We start from the raw sequence: 16,768 nt of genomic DNA, 5'->3' as shown, positions 1-16,768 counted from the left end.
GTTTTTAGGGTTAACCCGCCGAAGCAAACTGACTGTTTAAATCGGCCTGAGTGCTATTCCGATAACGCATACGAGCATTTGGCGAATGGGATGCGGCGAAAGAAACGTTAAGTTTCAGGCCTCGTTGTGCCACTTGCGTGGTTATGATGGGCGAGCCGAATTCCCACCACGGCTCCTGTTCCAATGCTTCAATAACTCGCGACAGCTCAGTTTCAGAACCGTCATACTCACCCGTTATTTCACAATGTCCGTTCTCACATTTTACCGAGTCTAAAACAAAGCGCTCGTTGTTAGGCGGCAGCGCAAAAAACGTATTGAGTGAGCCTTCGGTTTTCGTGTAGAAAACCTCTGGCGCCATGATTTGGGCATTCTCAGTAACGGGGGCAGCATTCATCACGCCGTTTTTCGTAACGCTTGTATCCAAGAGCACCGCACCTGCGTCATTTGATACCAACTTGGCAGCGGGCTTAATAACTTTCAGCTCACTCGTTTCCGTGGCACGAGAGCGCGCTAACACATTGGTTAGTCGCTCTTTTTCTGCATTTGATTCACTGAGTTGGTGTTGATAGCCAGAAAATTTATACCCTGCTATCAATGCAAACGCTATCAGCAACAACACAAGCCACGTTTTCATTTTACTTCCTTTATCGAAGTCGCTTACTTGTGATATTGCTTACTAAGTTCATGTACCGCATTAACGAACACACCTGCATTCTCAGGTGGTACGTCTAGATGGATACCGTGACCTAAATTAAATACGTGACCGCTACCTTCACCGTAACCTTCTAGAATGGACGCCACTTCTTGCTCAATTCTTTTCGGTTGAGCATACAGCATTGATGGATCCATATTACCTTGAAGTGCAACTTTATCGCCAATGCGCGCACGCGCTTCTTTAATGTCGATAGTCCAGTCTAAACCTACTGCGTCGCAGCCTGTCGCCGCAATCGATTCTAGCCACATGCCACCGTTTTTGGTGAACAAGGTAACAGGTACTTTACGACCTTCATTTTCACGGGTCAGCCCACTTACAATGCGCTCCATGTACTGAAGCGAGAATTCTTTGTAGTCACGAGGAGATAACACGCCACCCCAAGTATCAAATACCATGACTGACTGCGCGCCCGCAGCGATTTGAGCATTTAAATACTCAGTAACAGAATCAGCCAGTTTTGCTAGTAACGCATGAAGCGTTGCTGGCTCAGCAAATGCCATTTTTTTGATTTTGGTAAAGGCTTTACTTGAACCACCTTCAACCATGTAAGTCGCGAGAGTCCAAGGGCTTCCAGAAAAACCAATGAGCGGTACTTCACCTTTAAGCTCGCGCCGAATGGTGCGAACGGCATTCATTACGTACTGTAATTCACCTTCTGGATCAGGAAGGCCGATTTTATCCACATCCGCTTTACACGTGATTGGATTTTTAAAGCGAGGGCCTTCACCTGTTTCAAAGTAAAGACCGAGGCCCATCGCATCTGGAATGGTTAAAATATCCGAAAAGAGAATTGCAGCGTCGAGAGGAAAACGACGTAAAGGTTGTAGCGTCACCTCACATGCAAGTTCTGCATTCTTGCACAACGACATAAAATCGCCTGCTACTGCACGCGTCGCTTTGTACTCTGGGAGGTAGCGCCCGGCTTGTCGCATCATCCATACAGGTGTGACATCAACCGGCTGCTTAAGTAACGCACGTAAGTAACGATCGTTCTTTAACGCGGGCTTATCAACACTGGGGAAATTTTGCGACATATAACTCACCTAAATAACTGAAGATATTTGAGCGCGAAAGTATACCAGCATTCTTACCCAAGGTGTGCTAAAACCTGTATTAAAAAATCAACGTTTTAACGACAAATCGGTGCAGTGTCGATTATTGAAGACAAACAATACTTGAACATTAGGTCAAAAAGACGCTTGCACTTAAAGTGAGTGTTTGCTAATACTATAATCGTTAAAGAAAAGAAGCCCTACATGGGACCGTGCTAAACTTATTGAAACCCTGCTTCGGCAGGGTTTTTTATTTGTCGCCAATTAGAGACACCGTTTCAGCAATTAATTGTCCCGCAATAGACACTTTCGGTGGAATAGTCGGCAGCGCATCTATATCAAACCATTGCGCATCATCTATCTCGTTTTCCTGACAACGAATTTCCCCTTCGTCATACTCGGCAATAAACCCGACCATTAAGGAATGTGGAAATGGCCATGGCTGACTATTGTAATAGCGCAAGTTTTTAACCTTAACGCCAACTTCTTCGAAAACTTCTCTGTGTACCGCTTGCTCCAGACTTTCACCACTTTCTACAAAGCCTGCAAGGGTTGAATACATATTGGATTCTCGGTGGCGAACGCCTTTCGCAAGAAGAATTTTCTCGGTGTTATGAATAGAGACAATGATACAAGGCGAAACTCTTGGGTAGGTGCGATGATTGCAGCGGTGACAATGCATTGCCATTTCCCAATCAACACGTTCGGTTTTCGCGCCGCATTGCCCGCAAAATTGATGAGTACGCAAGAAATGGATGTATTGCCAGGCTCGCCCAATAACGGAAAAGGCAATATCGTATTCGGCAAAAAGAAGCTGTCTAAGCGATACCCGTTCCCAACCGGGTTCGTCAACATGCTCAGCGCCCAAATCAACAACATATACGGGCAGATCTCTATGCGCCGTCTCATTGAGCGGCGGAAGTTGATGAATTTCATCGACATAAGATGCTAAAAATGGAATATCACTCAGGTAAGCAACGGGGATAGACTCAGACGATTCTTGTACTACAATTTTGCCGCGACTAAAAACTACCCACAGGGCTTGCTGAGCAGCTAGTTTCGCCTCATCCAACTTTATCATCATTGCACATCACTCCTGTTCTTTAATGCTTCATACTACACTAAATACTGAGCGTATAGATCGCCACCATACATTTTGAAACGAACTTTTTCGCGCAAAATTTGTGTCGCTAGTGCACAGTGTTATACTGAAACTTATTGTCGCTAAACGGGTAACACATCAAAATGTTGCAACAGTTAGAAAGCGTTAAATCAAAATGGGGCGGGAAAAGCCAGGTTATTGACCGCTGGTTAATGGACAGACAGGCACTGTTAGTTTCTTTCTGTGAACTAGCAGGTATTAACAAGCGAAGCGAGTGTTTACCTGACCCAGATGAAATAGACAACTTTTGCAGCGCATTACTCGATTATTTGTCGGTAGGACACTTTGAGGTTTTCGATATGTTGGTTGAAAACGACAATGAAGGCCTTGCACTACGAGATAAACTTTACCCCAGATTGACAAAAACCACTGACGCAGCACTCGCATTTAATGATACGTTTGCACAAGCAGTAACGCCCGAGCAGGCAGCTGAATTTGACTCAGCGCTAGCCAAGCTTGGTGAGACATTAGAAGAGCGTTTTGCCTTGGAAGATGAGTTAATAGCTCATGTACACACTAAAAAACGTGATCCAGAAGTGACGCTTTAATATAACAATGAAAGTCGAGTTTACGGTTATCATCAATGAACAAAACCACACTTATTCATAAGGCACGGGCTTATTGCGAGCAACGCGGCGCCAGATTCACACCGCTTAGAGAAAAGGTGTACGAAATTCTTGTTTCAAAGCACGGCCCTATGGGTGCTTATGAACTACTCGACTCACTGAAAGAAACAGAGTCTAGTGCCAAACCAGCGACAGTCTATCGCGCCCTTGATTTTCTTCTCGATTTTGGGTTCATTCACCGTTTAGAGTCTACCAATGCGTTTGTAGCCTGCTATCATTTTGGCTGTAACCACCCTGTTCAGTTTCTAATTTGTGACAGCTGTGGTGATGTTGCTGAAATTCAATCTGAAGGTCTTCAAGAAACCCTTGATAGCCAAGCAAAGCAACACGGATTTAAAGTATCGAAACAAACTATAGAGGCCCATGGATTATGTGCCGATTGTCAACAAACGGAAGATCACGCTGCCCAGGAGAGTGTACATGAATGCTGATTTTGTGAACCCGTTTATTGCTGGTCTTTTGAACGTGCTTGAAACCATGGCTCAAACTAAATTGACCCCGGGCAAGCCCAAGCGCAAACAAAGCGATATCGCAAAAGGTGACGTGTCTGGTTTGATAGGTATGGTTGGTCCTGATGTTCGAGGCTCTATGTCTATCACGTTCGATGAGTCGCTTGCGCTTACTATCATGGAAAGAATGGTAGGGGAGCGTCCGGAGAAACTCGACGCTGAAGTGGGTGACATGGTTGGCGAGGTTACCAATATGATTTGCGGCAATGCTAAACGAGACCTTGCAGAACGTGGATATGAGTTTGGCATGGCAACGCCAATCGTTGTATCAGGAAAGCAACACACAATCAGCCATCAGGTGGATGGCGCTAAAATTATTCTTCCTTTCATGTGCGACGAAGGATTAGCGCATTTGGAAATCTGCTTTGACAAATAATTTCTGGCACTCTGAAAAAATTACACTAGACAGCTACCCGAGAGGATTTCACCTGATAACACAACAGGTGGAATCTGCCCTCCCCAGTATTCGTCATGTTGAAGTTGGCCTTCTACATTTATGGCTTCAGCATACTAGTGCAAGTTTGACAATAAACGAAAATGCTGACCCGACGGTGAGGCACGATATGGAGGCTTTCTTCAACCATAGTGTAAAAGAAGAGCTTTCTTTTTTCAGGCATACTTATGAAGGTAAAGATGATATGCCTGCTCACTTAAAATCGAGTATACTAGGCTGTCAACTTACAATTCCTGTCCAACAAGGCAAACTTGCACTTGGCACATGGCAGGGTATCATGCTCGGTGAACATCGAGATCATGGTGGAAGACGAACAATTATTGCCACATTACAAGGGATAGCAGAACAACCCACATTATAAATGGCACAATTTGTGCTTGCATTGTTTGCTAAGCACAACACAAAATTATCAAAAATTGATAATCACTCAACGTTAAACAGGATGTGACTATGAAACAACACTTTAAAATGGCAGCGCTATCTCTTGCTGTAATTTCTTCGACTAATGCATTTGCACAAGACTCTTCTGAGCCAGCGTATAAAAGTTGGTTTGGTGGCTCAGCGATGTATTACAACACTGACGAGTCTAGACCTTTCAGTGACGGCGTTGCAGACGACAACGGCCTAGGCCTAACAGTTGAATACGGTTTCCGTTTCACTCAAAGTTGGGCTGCAAGAGTTGAATTTACTGCATTGGAGTTAGAGTATACTGATAATGCAGGAAATTCAGCTGAAGACGACGGTGAAATGACTGGCGTTGACGTAATGTACTTTATGCCTAATGACCAGTGGTTCCTATTCGGCGGTGTAAAGCGCCAAGCTGTTCTTGAATCTACAACTCTTGGTAACATCGGTATTGGTAAGCACTGGGATGTTCATGAGAATGTTAAGATAATTACTGAAATTGCCGCTTACCATGATTTCGGCGAAGATTACAACGATTATAGTGTTAAGCTAGGCTTAGCCGTGCCATTTGGTAAAGCGACTCCTTCAGCACCTAAAGACAGCGACAACGACGGCGTTGTAGATGGCAAAGATCAGTGCCCAATGACTCCAGCTGGCGTTCGCGTTGATGCGACTGGCTGTAGCGTTGATAACGACAACGATGGCGTTCTAAACAGTGTTGACCAGTGTCCTAACACGCCAGCTGGCACTAAAGTAGATGCAACTGGCTGTGCACTTAAAGACGCTGATAACGATGGTGTTGTAGACAGCAAAGACATGTGCCCTGATACACCAGCAGGCGTTAAAGTTGATGCGAAAGGCTGTACAGTATTTGATGAAGAGACAGTAGAAATCACACTACGCGTTCTATTCGACAACGAAAGTGCTGTTGTTAAAATGCCAAAAGATCCAGAGATCTCTGAATTCGCTGAGTTCATGAAGCAGTATCCTTCAACAACTGCGGTAATCGAAGGTCACACTTCTGCACCAGGTTCTGAAGCATACAACATGGACCTTTCGAAGCGTCGTGCTGCTAACTTCAAAGAAGTAATGGTAGACATGTACGGTATCGAAGGCTCTCGTCTAGAGACTATCGGTTACGGCGAAACTCAGCTTCTAGACAACGGTAAGAATGCCGAAGCACACCGTGTTAACCGTCGCATTTCAGTGACAGTTAAAGACACAGTGAAAGTAGCTGAAGAAAAGTAATTCATTGTATATGAATTGAAAAAGGCGCCCTACTGCGCCTTTTTTGTGTCTGGAATACTTTGACTTGTTAACCCTTAATATGTAGACCGTGGCCGTGGTCGAAGCCTTTAGTCGCTAAAAGAGGGCTAATATTCGTCGGCTATGGCAGGGCCTGCATAGTTGTCAAATCGTGAGAACTGACCTTGGAACGTAAGTCGGCAGGTACCAATTGGGCCGTTACGCTGTTTACCAATGATAATCTCTGCAATTCCCTTATACTCACTGTTTTCGTGATAAACCTCATCACGATAAATAAACATAATAAGGTCGGCATCCTGCTCGATTGAGCCAGACTCACGAAGGTCAGAGTTTACAGGACGTTTATCGGCGCGTTGTTCTAGCGTACGGTTAAGCTGTGAAAGGGCAACTACCGGCACTTCAAGCTCTTTAGCCAATGCTTTCAGTGAGCGAGAGATCTCTGCAATTTCCAATGTTCGGTTATCGCTAAGAGAAGGTACGCGCATCAACTGAAGATAATCCACCATGATAAGGCTAATCCCGCCGCGCTCTCGCGCTAGCTTTCGGGCACGGCTACGCACGTCCATGGGTGTTAAGCCTGAAGAGTCATCAACAAACAAGCTGTCTTTGTCTTTAAGCATAGCCATAGTGTTAGATATACGGGCCCAGTCTTCATCGTCTAGCTGCGCGGTACGAATTTTCGTTTGATCAACACGGCTTAATGACGCCAACATACGCATCATGATTTGTTCTGAAGGCATCTCAAGACTGAAAACCAATACAGGCTTTTCCTCTGCCATCATAGCATTTTCAATCAAGTTCATGGCAAAGGTCGTTTTACCCATCGAAGGACGGGCCGCCACAATGATAAGGTCCGAGGGCTGCATACCGCTGGTCATTTTGTCTAAATCGGTGAAGCCCGTTGTAACACCGGTCACCTCTTTATTGGTTTTTACCAACTCTTCTAAACGGTCGATGGTCTTGCCTAGAATAGATTCGACATCGCGAGGCCCTTCGTTTTCACCGGTTCTTCGCTCGGCGATTTCGAATACTTTACTTTCCGCAAGATCAAGAATGTCTGCGCTGTCGCGGCCTTCAGGGTTGTACCCTACTTCAGCGATTTCGTGTGCAACGCCGATAAGTTCCCGCGTTATAGCGCGCTCACTGATAATCTGCGCGTAAGACACAACGTTCGCAGAACTTGGCGTGTTTTTGGCAAGTTCACCTAAGTAGGCAAAACCACCGGCGTCTTCCAGTTCATCGTGCTTTTCCAGCTCTTCTGATACTGTTATAAGATCTATTGGCTGACTACTGTTTAGTAATCGAGTGATAGCACGAAAGATAATTTGATGTGAACGATTGTAGAAATCGTTATCGGTAACAAGCTCCGCGACTTTGTCCCAGCTTTCAGGGTCAATAAGCATGCTGCCCAAAACAGATTGCTCAGCCTCAATGCTATGAGGTGGAACCTTCAATTTTTCAACATTCTTATCGTTTTTAGACGCAGACGCCACGAGTGAAACCTATTCCAATGCACAAAAGTCAGTTGGATATTATGCGCTTTTAACGTCCATCACTCAACAAAGGAAGTCGTCATTTTGTTGCGAAAGCGCAAAAAGACAACATCGTTTAAAGCGTTTTCTCCAGCTTTAAAAACGTACCATCAACCAAGGTGTAGGCGCTGCCACCTTCCTGAAAAATGAGTGTAGAACCCATGATTGCTGAATTATCAAGGCACGACAAACTTACTTCAGTAATCTTGTCGTCGCTAAAGCCAAGCGATGATGGAGAGGCTTTAAAAGCAGCATAAAAATCTTGATTACTGATATTTTTCGTTGAATACACCGGTGACTCACAAAATGCCTGATCGAGTTTAGCCGAGTCTGAAGCATAGGTTACCGAGCGACCCAAAAACTTTTCTGACTCTATTGATGAGTGAGCTGAAACACCTACATTATAGGCCTTAGTCACAACCCAAGTACCTTCGTAATAAGCGGGTTCCTGAACAGCACAGCCTAGCGTAAATGCGCATATTCCAAACGCACCAATAATTAGACTATGAAATCGCCAAAACCTTTTGACGTGTCCAACAATACTCAATTTAACCTCCAATCAAAAAATAACAAACCATGTGATGATGTGGGTGATGCATGCAGGTCGGCTAACTTGTAACTAAGAGCCATTAAAACGCACTTTTGTTACTTACAAACGCTCAGCTACACATTTTTAGCGACCAAACAAAAAAAGCTGCGATCACTCGCAGCTTTTCATTAATCACCACATGTCTGATTAATAAATGTGGACTAAATTCATTTTTTCAACCTAAAGTTTCAATTGTGTTGTCTATAGCTTATTCACTTTTGGTCTATTTCAATTCGCCCATGAACCGTAGAGATGTCTACATTTGCAGCCCCACCGTTGTGGATAAAGCGTAGCCAGCTACCTGGGCCATACTTAGGCTTTTGCGACTTTTCATCACTGATATTGTTTACAATGTTGCCGCCAGCGTGCGTCTCAATATCAAACTGTGCCGATACGCCATCTTGAAAGACAAATTCCATCGCACCGCCTACAGAATTCGCTTTTACGCTACCGTTCTTATTAAGACCTAAACTTGCGTAAGTCCTTCCATTAACCGTATTGATTTGCAGTACGTCCACCGCTTGAAGTGACACATCGATTCGACCGTTGACGGTTTCTACTGATACGTCTGGGCTATCGGAAGTGATGTCGAGCTTGCCATTAACTGACGCAAAGCCTATTGGGGTGTTTCCTGAGTGTGACGCTTCAATTTCACCATTCACTGTTTCCGCCTCTAAACGGCCTCTCACATTCTCAAGCACGATATCGCCATTAACCGACTCAACTTCAACCCGCTCACCTATGTTTTTAAGGGTTACGTCGCCGTTTACCACCTCAACATCTACTGCTTTTGTTATACCTTCTGCAATAAGATCAGCATTGACAGCGGTGTAGTGAAGGTCGCTTGCTGAAGGTATATAGATAACAAGGTCGTCGCCATCTTTCCCTTTATTAAACCAGCTCTTTGAGTGGCGCTCGACTTCAACGTGTATAACCACAACATCTCCGCGTCTTTCAAAGATGAACTCTTCAGTTTGATCGCCCAGTTCACCGGTGACACGAACCTGAGACTTATCCCAAACTCGAATATCTGCTTTTCCGTTGATGTGTTCAATGTCCACTTTCGGCGAAGAAGATGTGTCGATGGTCTTATCTACTTTTTCTCCTGCAAACGCTGTAGTAGCGATACTTAGCAGCGCAGTAGTAAGTAATACCTTGGCCCCCAAAGGTGCCATGAACGTGTGCAAAAATGTGCTTTTCGTATTCATATTCATCTTTAAACCCTTATTAAATTTGCTGCCACTTTGGCGCGTGCACTCGCTCAATTAAGGCAATTTGCTGTTGATATACGTGATGCAGCATTTTGATTAATGCTGAGTTGTCAGGATCGTCCTTTAACGCTGCTTTGATAACATCAGCAGCATCGTCTAATTCTTTTAATTGTTCTTGCCAATCTTCAGTTAGCGCTGTTGTACTTTCATAACTAGCAAGAAGACTATTTACTTGTTGTTGCTGCTGCATACTCATTGCGTCAATCAGGGCATAGCCATCACTTCGGCTTTCTTCAGCTTTAAACGCAAAAGGAGCAGCGAACCACAATACAATAACTAAACAAACACTTGCGGCTATCGCCATCCACTGTTTTGATGTAACCGTAGATGATGAAGCGTCGTCTTGTGAAGCGTCGCCTTGCTGCGATGTTATACCGAGTTCAATACCTCGCCACAAATCTCGTTCTGGTTGCTTCTCTTTTGATATCCCAGAAATATGCTGAGCAAGCTTGTCGTCAAAATTACTCATCATCGACTCCCATAAAATCTTTCAATAATTGCTTAGCACGGAAAAATTGTGCTTTGCTTGAGCCCACTGCCATGTTCAACATGCTGGCAATGTCTTCGTGTCGGTAACCCTCTAACGCATGGAGCACGAAAACCATTCTGGCTCGCTCGGGTAAGCGAATAACTAATGCCTCTAAATCCACATCGGTGCTGTTTTCTTCAGCCGGCATCTCGTTAATACCGCTATTTTCCAAGTTAAACATCCGCTGTACCCACCCTTTCTGCTTACGCATATAAGAGATGGTAATGTTTGCCGTTACGCTGTGTAACCACGTGGAAAATTGGCTTTGACCGTCAAAATTACCCAATTTTTTCCATAGCTGAATAAAGACTTCTTGCGAAGCATCTTCTGCCATTCCCTTTTCACCTGTAAGCCGGTAACAAAGCGCGTAGACTCGCCCAATATGTTCATCGTAAAGGGAACGAAATGCCTGCTTATCGCCCTTTTTCGCTTTAGATATCAGCTCATTTTCGCTTTTATTACCAAACACCACATTGGCGTGTACAACACGTTGTTGTGTGTGTTCCATTCTTTTCTCTTTGTTATTTGTGGTGCTGATTAGCATTATTAGTGTTATAAGGTTAGTCGTACCCTATAGTAGAAAGGTTTAAATGCACAAAAATATTTTTTGGAGATGCCATGTCTACCTCATTTTCTGTTAACGCTCTGTTTGCTGGAAAACCTCAGCCGTTAGGCCCTCGTGGGGCACCAAGCAGTATTGTTAAAGCCCCAGTCGACGCGTTAACGGTACATATGGACAGAACCGATGAAGATGAACAGGCCAACAAACGTCTTCACGGTGGACCGGAGAAAGTGCTGCATCAGTTCAACCCGACCAACTATCTGACATTAAGAAAGCATTTTCCTGAAGGCGAATTTTCGCTGGGCAGTATTGGCGAAAACATCAGTGTAGAGGGCATGGACGATGCTACCGTTTATATCGGCGATATATGGAAGTTCGGCGAGGTAGAACTGCAAGTAAGTGCACCCCGTGCCCCTTGCAATAAAATCTCTCAACGTTTTGGCATCCCTAACCTAGATAGATTTGTTGGAGAGCGAGGCATTACTGGCTGGTACTACCGGGTTGTTAAAACCGGTACTATTTACGTAGGCAACGAAGTAACACTACTGCACCGTGAGGACGATACCGTTAATGTTCACACCCTAATGCAATGCGCCCATACCAAAGCAGACAAAGCCCTGGCACAAAAGCTAGCGAAACTTGAGGCGCTTGATGACGAATGGCGCGGAAAATGCCAAAAAATTGCGGATAAATAGGCCATTTATCCCTAGCTTAAATTAAAAAGACGCCTGCTCACCTTCATTCAAAATAATCCAAGGCATTGCAGGGTTTAGCTGCTTCTTCATTTTCATAAGACGAAATAGCGCAGAATGTGACGTTTTGTCACCCATCATCCAGCTGGCATTTCCATAGCCCCAAGGCACCACGGCTTTACAGCCTAGGTCTTGGGCCGCAACAATGGCATCTTCTGGCGTAGTATGTACTTTGCGATACCATTTAGGTGAGGTTTCGCTGAAATAAGAGGCTATAGGTATCAGGCAAACATCTATTTCGCCAAAGCGGGCTTTAATATCCTTGAAGTGCGGTGAATATCCCGTATCCCCCGCAAAGAACAAAGTATTACCTTCACTCTCAAATACCCAACCACCCCACAGTGTCGCATTGTCGTCCTCGTACAAATACGGCACCCAAATTCGGTTACTGAAATGATGGGCAGGCACGAAGTGGATAGAGGTTTTGCCTACGTTTTTGCTGGTGTACCACGCCATCTCTTTAATGGTGTAGCCTCTATTAGGGAAGTGCTCTGCGAAACCTAACGGAACAAGATATTCGGGCTTCGTGCCTAATTCGGCAATATCGGCCTTATTAAAATGGTCATAATGAATATGGGAATAAACTACAGCATCGGTTTGTGCGAGTTTGTCTTCACCTACCTCAGCGGGTTCGTTGCGGCTGAATCCTTCCGCCAATCGAAAAGCCCAGTTAACAGGCCAATCAAACTGACCAAACACAGGATCGATAAGTATTTGTTCACCACTTGCGGTGTTAAGTATAAAACTTGCGTGCCCTAACCAGGTAACGGTAAAGGGGGTGTTTAAGTTCACTGTCGGGTTGTTGCCAACGAACTGACAATTTTGCATGTCACTTTCACATTCAATATCGGCAGACGCCGGGTAGCAATCATTAGTGCACGTGACAGGGTATGCTTTAAAACCGTCGTAAATATTGCTGAATCTGTCCTCATACCCAGGCTCATTGGTGTGCTTGATTACAGCATTTTCACCTTCTATCTGAGTAACATGATTAGAGCTGGCGCAACCAGTCACGACACTTCCTGCTACTACTAGCGACGCCGACAACATCGTTAACTTCTTTAAACTCATTACCATTTTTAACATTGCATCCTTGTAGGCAAAGCGCTTAGTTGACTGCCGCGTCTATGTTTTATTTACTCAATTGTGCAGATATCAAGAGAACCGCAGTTTAGCGCAAGTACTAAGATAGCGGTTAACCGTTATTGTAAAGCGAGAAACCATCAGCACCACAGTAAATACGCAAAAAAAAAGCCGCTCTAAGAGCGGCTTTTTTCAAATACGTCAGCGATTACGCTTCAGCAATGATGATCACTTTGATTGAAGTGATAACGTCAGAGTGAAGTTGTAAGTCGATGTCATACTCACCAGTCTCACGAAGAGTACCAGTAGGTAGTTTAACTTCTGCTTTTTGTACTTCAACGCCAGCTGCAGTGATTGCATCAGCGATGTCACGAGTACCAACAGAGCCAAATAGTTTACCTTCGTCACCAGCAGGAGCTGCGATTGTAACTTCAGCAAGCTCAGCAACTTTTTCAGCGCGTGCGTTAGCAGCAGCTAGTTGCTCAGCAATTTTCGCTTCAAGTTCAGCACGGCGTGCTTCGAACTTTTCAACGTTGTCTTTAGTTGCAGGAACCGCTTTACCCTGTGGGAAAAGGAAGTTACGAGCGTAACCAGACTTAACAGTCACTTGGTCGCCCAGGCCGCCAAGGTTGGCGATTTTATCTAGTAGGATGATATTCATCTTAGCTAACCCTTATATTCGCCAAATTACTTGTGTGAATCAGTGTACGGAAGCAACGCAAGGAAACGTGCGCGCTTGATCGCAGAAGACAGCTGACGCTGATATTTTGCGCTTGTACCAGTAATACGGCTAGGGACAATTTTACCGCTCTCAGTGATGTAGTTCTTAAGAGTAGCGATATCTTTGTAATCAATCTCAGTCACACCTTCTGCAGTGAAACGGCAGAACTTACGACGTCTGAAAAAACGAGCCATGGGTGATCTCCTTAAGCGTTGTCTTCAGTGGTTTCAGTTTTCTTTTCCGCGCGATCTTGGCGAGGAGCAGAATCGTCACGACGCTCACGACGAGGCTCTTCTTTCATCATTGGAGAAGGCTCAGTCACAGCAGTCTTAGTGCGCATAACCATGTTACGTAGGATCACGTCGTTGAAACGGAAAGCATTTTCCAATTCATCAACAGCTTCTGCAGACGCTTCAGCATTGATTAGTACGTAGTGGGCTTTGTGCAGCTTTTCAATTGGGTAAGCCAGTTGACGACGACCCCAATCTTCTAAACGATGAATCTGACCACCGTCTTGCTTTAGGATTGTGGTATAACGCTCGATCATACCAGGTACTTGTTCACTCTGATCAGGGTGAACCATAAATACGATTTCGTAATGACGCATTATAGCTCCTTACGGTTGTAGCCTCGACAGTACAGCCGACTGTATGGAGACAAGGAACGAATTGGGATGGCTGTAAGGGCGCGCATTATACGCAGCAGTTACTAATTGCACAAGCATTAATCACCTTAAGAACAACCATTTGTCCTTTCCCCAAACACTACGCTCAGACATTTAACTAAAATACTGTTTATTTATACAGTAAAATACTGTACAGTTTTTGTGTCTTTAATAAACAGGGGACCTACCATGGCCATTACCACACAGTATGTTGTTACGCACAAAGGGGTAGAAAAATTGGTAACTACCGACAAAAAAGAAGCCGATCAGTATGACAAAATGCTCGATGCAGCAGATAACCTTGCTGACTACATTCATGCGAAGGGCATCAAGCTAGACGATAGCGTAGTGGAAGAACTCACCATTATGCTGTCTAAAAACAAAGATAAAATCAGTAAGATTTTCAAAGGCGCTACCGCAGAAAGCGTATTAGAAGACGAAAGCGCAGAAGTGGTAAAGCTACAAGCTAATGGTTGATAATTTAGGCGCGCCTCTCTTTTGCGTCGTTATGATGAACAATTAATAAGAGCAATTGCCGCTTTAGGCTGATGAGATCTGATAGCATAGCTATACGCAAAAATGTTATTTGATAACATTACCTCAATGCGGCAATGTGTTTTCTCTGGTTTTCAACTGGGTGAACAGACGTGTCGCTTTTGCTAATGTGAACATAAGACGTAAATACAGGTCGGGCTTAGCGTGAATACCATCAATAAAAACAATAGCACTCACTCCCAACACAACGCAGTGTCTGGAGATCACAGCGCAGCGATAAAAGAGCGCAACACAGCGATTGAAGTTAGCAATTTACAGTTTTGGTACACCAAAGAAAGTCCCCCCATCATTGACATTAAAGCGTGGCAAGTTTCGCAAGGTGAGCACGTTTTTCTCTCAGGGCCTTCGGGTAGCGGAAAGAGCACATTGCTCAATTTGCTGTGCGGAACATTAACTCCAACTCAGGGCGACATCGCCTTATTAGCGCAGCCTTTCTCCGCATTGTCGAACCGACAGCGGGACAAGTTTAGAGCACGCAATATCGGCGTTGTTTTTCAACAATTTAATCTTATTCCCTACCTTTCTGTGGCACAGAACATTAATGCGGCGGTGTATTTTGCAAGTACAAACGTTAGCAAAACAGCTTCAGACGCAAAGCTTCGTCATTTACTGGACAAGCTACAACTGTCTTCGCACGTGCTACATGCGAAAGCTGACGCATTGAGTATTGGTCAGCAGCAGCGCGTTGCCATTGCCAGAGCACTGATTAACGACCCACAATTATTAATTGTCGATGAACCTACCTCTGCCCTAGATACCGATGCCAGAGATAGTTTTATGTCGCTGCTAAAAGATGTGGCAGGTGAAAGCACCATGATTTTTGTTAGTCACGATAAAGCCATGGAGAGTTATTTTGACCGCCACTGCAGCATGAGTGAATTAAGCCCAAGTAAAAATCACATAAAAACGCGAGGCGATGAGGCCCCAAAAGCACAGGAGCGTGCGTAATGCTAAGTACCATTGCTATTGAAAGCTTAAAGCGCAGGAAAACAACGGCAATCCTCACACTGTTAAGCATTACCATCAGCATTAGTTTACTTTTGTGCGTGGACATTATTCGCACCCAAGTTAAAACCAGTTTTACACGCACCGTTTCTGGTGTTGATCTTATTGTTGGCGCACCAAGTGGGCAGCTTAATTTACTCCTGTCGTCAGTATTTAATATAGGCACGCCCACCAAAGGTATTGAATTTAAAAGTATTGCTGCGCTTCAATCTAACAAGCAGGTATCGTGGCTTATCCCACTATCTTTGGGTGATACACACAGAGGTTTTAGAGTAGTAGGTACGACCAACAGCTTTTTCGACCACTTTAAATATGGTGATATGCAGTCACTTGAAATGGCAGCAGGCTCGGCATTTACGCAGCCACTGTCTACCGTTGTTGGCGCAGACATCGCCAAATCATTGGGGTACAAGGTAGGGGATAAGATTATTATTTCCCATGGTCTGGGTAGCGTATCGTTCAACAACCATGACGATCACCCTTTCACTATCTCAGGCATAGTTAAGAAAACCGGTACGCCCGTAGATAAAGCCGTATACGTTACCCTACAGGGACTTGAAGAAGCCCACACAGGGTCTAAACATTCGCCCACCTCAATTTTAGGCCGTAAACCTGCTGACAAGGCGAAAGAGCATGAGCATGAGCATGAGCATGAGCATGACGAGCATACAAAAGAACGTGCAGCTTACAATAGCGAAGCGTTTACGCCTGAGTCAGTATCCGTGGTGATGCTGGGGCTAAAACATCGGGTAACGGCACTGCAGCTTCAGTATCAAATTAATCAAAGTAAAAAAGAGCCGCTAATGGCAATTCTACCCGGGATGGCACTCGCAGAACTTTGGCAAATTATGGGAAATGTAGAATCGCTTTTGCTTGGCCTTTCCGGTCTTATCGTCATCTGCGCGCTAATTGGGCTTGCGACTATGCTACTGGCCACGATGCGAGAACGTTATCAAGAAATCGCGGTTTTACGAACTATAGGCGCAGGACCGTTTACCTTACTGCTACTCATACAGATTGAAGCGATGCTGCTTACGATTGTAAGTGCCGCACTGAGTTTAGGCTTGGTTGCTGGGCTTATGAGCGCACTAAAGCCTTGGTTAAGCAGTACCTATGGGTTGTTTTTAAGCAGCCCGCTGTTTGGTCAAAGCAGTATTATTATCATTTTACTGATACTGGGGTGCACATATTTGGTATCGCTGTTCCCCGCTGTGGCGGCCTACAGACGCTGTCTACATGCAGGGCTTAATGCGAATTAATAAATACCTATGCCTACAACGTTGTTTCGAGTTTTGTAGGCTTTTACTTAGCGCCAC

The 16,768-nt window shown here is 44.7% G+C and carries 21 protein-coding genes; 9 read left to right on the top strand and 12 right to left on the bottom strand.

Annotation, left to right across the window (positions count from 1 at the left end):
- Nucleotides 1–10: 10 nt before the first annotated feature.
- From RJ41_RS13710 to nudC, 3 genes are all read right to left on the bottom strand, one after another.
- Nucleotides 11–634, bottom strand: coding sequence for a hypothetical protein (locus RJ41_RS13710; protein WP_039221782.1), 624 nt, complete (start codon nucleotides 632–634; stop codon nucleotides 11–13).
- A 23-nt stretch (nucleotides 635–657) separates the two neighbouring features.
- Nucleotides 658–1,749 carry a uroporphyrinogen decarboxylase gene (hemE, locus tag RJ41_RS13705; protein ID WP_039221780.1) on the bottom strand — a complete coding sequence of 364 codons (1,092 nt, stop codon included), beginning with the start codon at nucleotides 1,747–1,749 and terminating at the stop codon, nucleotides 658–660.
- A gap of 268 nt (nucleotides 1,750–2,017) precedes the next feature.
- Nucleotides 2,018–2,851: an NAD(+) diphosphatase gene (gene nudC, locus RJ41_RS13700; RefSeq protein WP_084081879.1), complete on the bottom strand. Its 834-nt coding sequence runs from the start codon at nucleotides 2,849–2,851 to the stop codon at nucleotides 2,018–2,020.
- A gap of 161 nt (nucleotides 2,852–3,012) precedes the next feature.
- Here nudC and RJ41_RS13695 point away from each other — a divergent pair, with 161 nt between their 5' ends.
- The 5 genes from RJ41_RS13695 to RJ41_RS13675 all read left to right on the top strand — a co-directional run bounded on the left by RJ41_RS13695 (nucleotide 3,013) and on the right by RJ41_RS13675 (nucleotide 6,171).
- The gene (locus RJ41_RS13695; RefSeq protein WP_014977657.1) at nucleotides 3,013–3,477 is read left to right on the top strand and encodes an Rsd/AlgQ family anti-sigma factor; all 465 of its coding nucleotides are present in this window, start codon (nucleotides 3,013–3,015) and stop codon (nucleotides 3,475–3,477) included.
- A 35-nt stretch (nucleotides 3,478–3,512) separates the two neighbouring features.
- Nucleotides 3,513–3,986: a transcriptional repressor gene (locus tag RJ41_RS13690; RefSeq protein ID WP_014951103.1), complete on the top strand. Its 474-nt coding sequence runs from the start codon at nucleotides 3,513–3,515 to the stop codon at nucleotides 3,984–3,986.
- The gene (locus tag RJ41_RS13685; RefSeq protein ID WP_014951104.1) at nucleotides 3,976–4,440 is read left to right on the top strand and encodes a chemotaxis protein CheX; all 465 of its coding nucleotides are present in this window, start codon (nucleotides 3,976–3,978) and stop codon (nucleotides 4,438–4,440) included. The genes RJ41_RS13690 and RJ41_RS13685 overlap by 11 nt, the downstream gene beginning before the upstream one ends.
- Nucleotides 4,430–4,879, top strand: coding sequence for a secondary thiamine-phosphate synthase enzyme YjbQ (locus tag RJ41_RS13680; RefSeq protein WP_052235472.1), 450 nt, complete (start codon nucleotides 4,430–4,432; stop codon nucleotides 4,877–4,879). Before RJ41_RS13685 ends, RJ41_RS13680 begins: the two co-directional genes overlap by 11 nt.
- A gap of 89 nt (nucleotides 4,880–4,968) precedes the next feature.
- Entirely contained in the window at nucleotides 4,969–6,171 is a 1,203-nt protein-coding gene (locus RJ41_RS13675; protein WP_039221775.1) for an OmpA family protein, read from the top strand.
- 125 nt (nucleotides 6,172–6,296) lie between these two features.
- On the opposite strand, the gene dnaB is transcribed toward RJ41_RS13675, so the two are convergent.
- The 5 genes from dnaB to RJ41_RS13650 form a co-directional block, all read right to left on the bottom strand.
- Nucleotides 6,297–7,682 (bottom strand): replicative DNA helicase, encoded by a 1,386-nt coding sequence (gene dnaB, locus RJ41_RS13670; RefSeq protein ID WP_039221772.1) that lies wholly within the window; start codon nucleotides 7,680–7,682, stop codon nucleotides 6,297–6,299.
- A 115-nt stretch (nucleotides 7,683–7,797) separates the two neighbouring features.
- Nucleotides 7,798–8,268, bottom strand: coding sequence for a hypothetical protein (locus tag RJ41_RS13665; protein WP_014951108.1), 471 nt, complete (start codon nucleotides 8,266–8,268; stop codon nucleotides 7,798–7,800).
- Between the two features lie 254 nt (nucleotides 8,269–8,522).
- Nucleotides 8,523–9,524 (bottom strand): DUF4097 family beta strand repeat-containing protein, encoded by a 1,002-nt coding sequence (locus tag RJ41_RS13660; RefSeq protein ID WP_052235471.1) that lies wholly within the window; start codon nucleotides 9,522–9,524, stop codon nucleotides 8,523–8,525.
- A 13-nt stretch (nucleotides 9,525–9,537) separates the two neighbouring features.
- Nucleotides 9,538–10,050 carry a hypothetical protein gene (locus tag RJ41_RS13655; protein ID WP_039221767.1) on the bottom strand — a complete coding sequence of 171 codons (513 nt, stop codon included), beginning with the start codon at nucleotides 10,048–10,050 and terminating at the stop codon, nucleotides 9,538–9,540.
- Nucleotides 10,043–10,618, bottom strand: coding sequence for an RNA polymerase sigma factor (locus RJ41_RS13650; protein WP_039221764.1), 576 nt, complete (start codon nucleotides 10,616–10,618; stop codon nucleotides 10,043–10,045). Before RJ41_RS13650 ends, RJ41_RS13655 begins: the two co-directional genes overlap by 8 nt.
- A gap of 110 nt (nucleotides 10,619–10,728) precedes the next feature.
- Here RJ41_RS13650 and RJ41_RS13645 point away from each other — a divergent pair, with 110 nt between their 5' ends.
- Entirely contained in the window at nucleotides 10,729–11,367 is a 639-nt protein-coding gene (locus tag RJ41_RS13645; protein WP_039221762.1) for an MOSC domain-containing protein, read from the top strand.
- Nucleotides 11,368–11,388: 21 nt separating this feature from the next.
- Here the strand turns inward: RJ41_RS13645 and RJ41_RS13640 are convergent, their stop codons facing one another.
- From RJ41_RS13640 to rpsF, 4 genes are all read right to left on the bottom strand, one after another.
- The gene (locus tag RJ41_RS13640; RefSeq protein ID WP_039221934.1) at nucleotides 11,389–12,501 is read right to left on the bottom strand and encodes an MBL fold metallo-hydrolase; all 1,113 of its coding nucleotides are present in this window, start codon (nucleotides 12,499–12,501) and stop codon (nucleotides 11,389–11,391) included.
- Nucleotides 12,502–12,715: 214 nt separating this feature from the next.
- Entirely contained in the window at nucleotides 12,716–13,168 is a 453-nt protein-coding gene (gene rplI / locus RJ41_RS13635) for a 50S ribosomal protein L9 (protein ID WP_012519953.1), read from the bottom strand.
- 26 nt (nucleotides 13,169–13,194) lie between these two features.
- A complete protein-coding gene (rpsR, locus tag RJ41_RS13630; RefSeq protein ID WP_012519954.1) occupies nucleotides 13,195–13,422 on the bottom strand; it encodes a 30S ribosomal protein S18 in 228 nt (75 codons plus the stop codon).
- An 11-nt stretch (nucleotides 13,423–13,433) separates the two neighbouring features.
- Nucleotides 13,434–13,835: a 30S ribosomal protein S6 gene (gene rpsF, locus RJ41_RS13625; protein WP_014951120.1), complete on the bottom strand. Its 402-nt coding sequence runs from the start codon at nucleotides 13,833–13,835 to the stop codon at nucleotides 13,434–13,436.
- A gap of 246 nt (nucleotides 13,836–14,081) precedes the next feature.
- Between rpsF and RJ41_RS13620 the strand changes: the two genes are divergently transcribed.
- From RJ41_RS13620 to RJ41_RS13610, 3 genes are all read left to right on the top strand, one after another.
- A complete protein-coding gene (locus RJ41_RS13620; protein WP_014951121.1) occupies nucleotides 14,082–14,369 on the top strand; it encodes a YebG family protein in 288 nt (95 codons plus the stop codon).
- A 222-nt stretch (nucleotides 14,370–14,591) separates the two neighbouring features.
- On the top strand, nucleotides 14,592–15,395 hold the full coding sequence (locus RJ41_RS13615) for an ABC transporter ATP-binding protein (RefSeq protein ID WP_039221758.1): 804 nt from the start codon (nucleotides 14,592–14,594) through the stop codon (nucleotides 15,393–15,395).
- Nucleotides 15,395–16,711 (top strand): ABC transporter permease, encoded by a 1,317-nt coding sequence (locus tag RJ41_RS13610; RefSeq protein ID WP_039221755.1) that lies wholly within the window; start codon nucleotides 15,395–15,397, stop codon nucleotides 16,709–16,711. Before RJ41_RS13615 ends, RJ41_RS13610 begins: the two co-directional genes overlap by 1 nt.
- The last annotated feature ends 57 nt before the right edge of the window (nucleotides 16,712–16,768 follow it).

Origin of the sequence: Alteromonas marina (assembly GCF_000808575.1) — a bacterium.
In the GTDB taxonomy this organism is placed as follows: Bacteria; Pseudomonadota; Gammaproteobacteria; order Enterobacterales; family Alteromonadaceae; genus Alteromonas; species Alteromonas marina_A.
The sequence above is the reverse complement of the archived record's forward strand: the minus strand, read 5'-3'. Positions and strand labels throughout refer to the sequence as shown.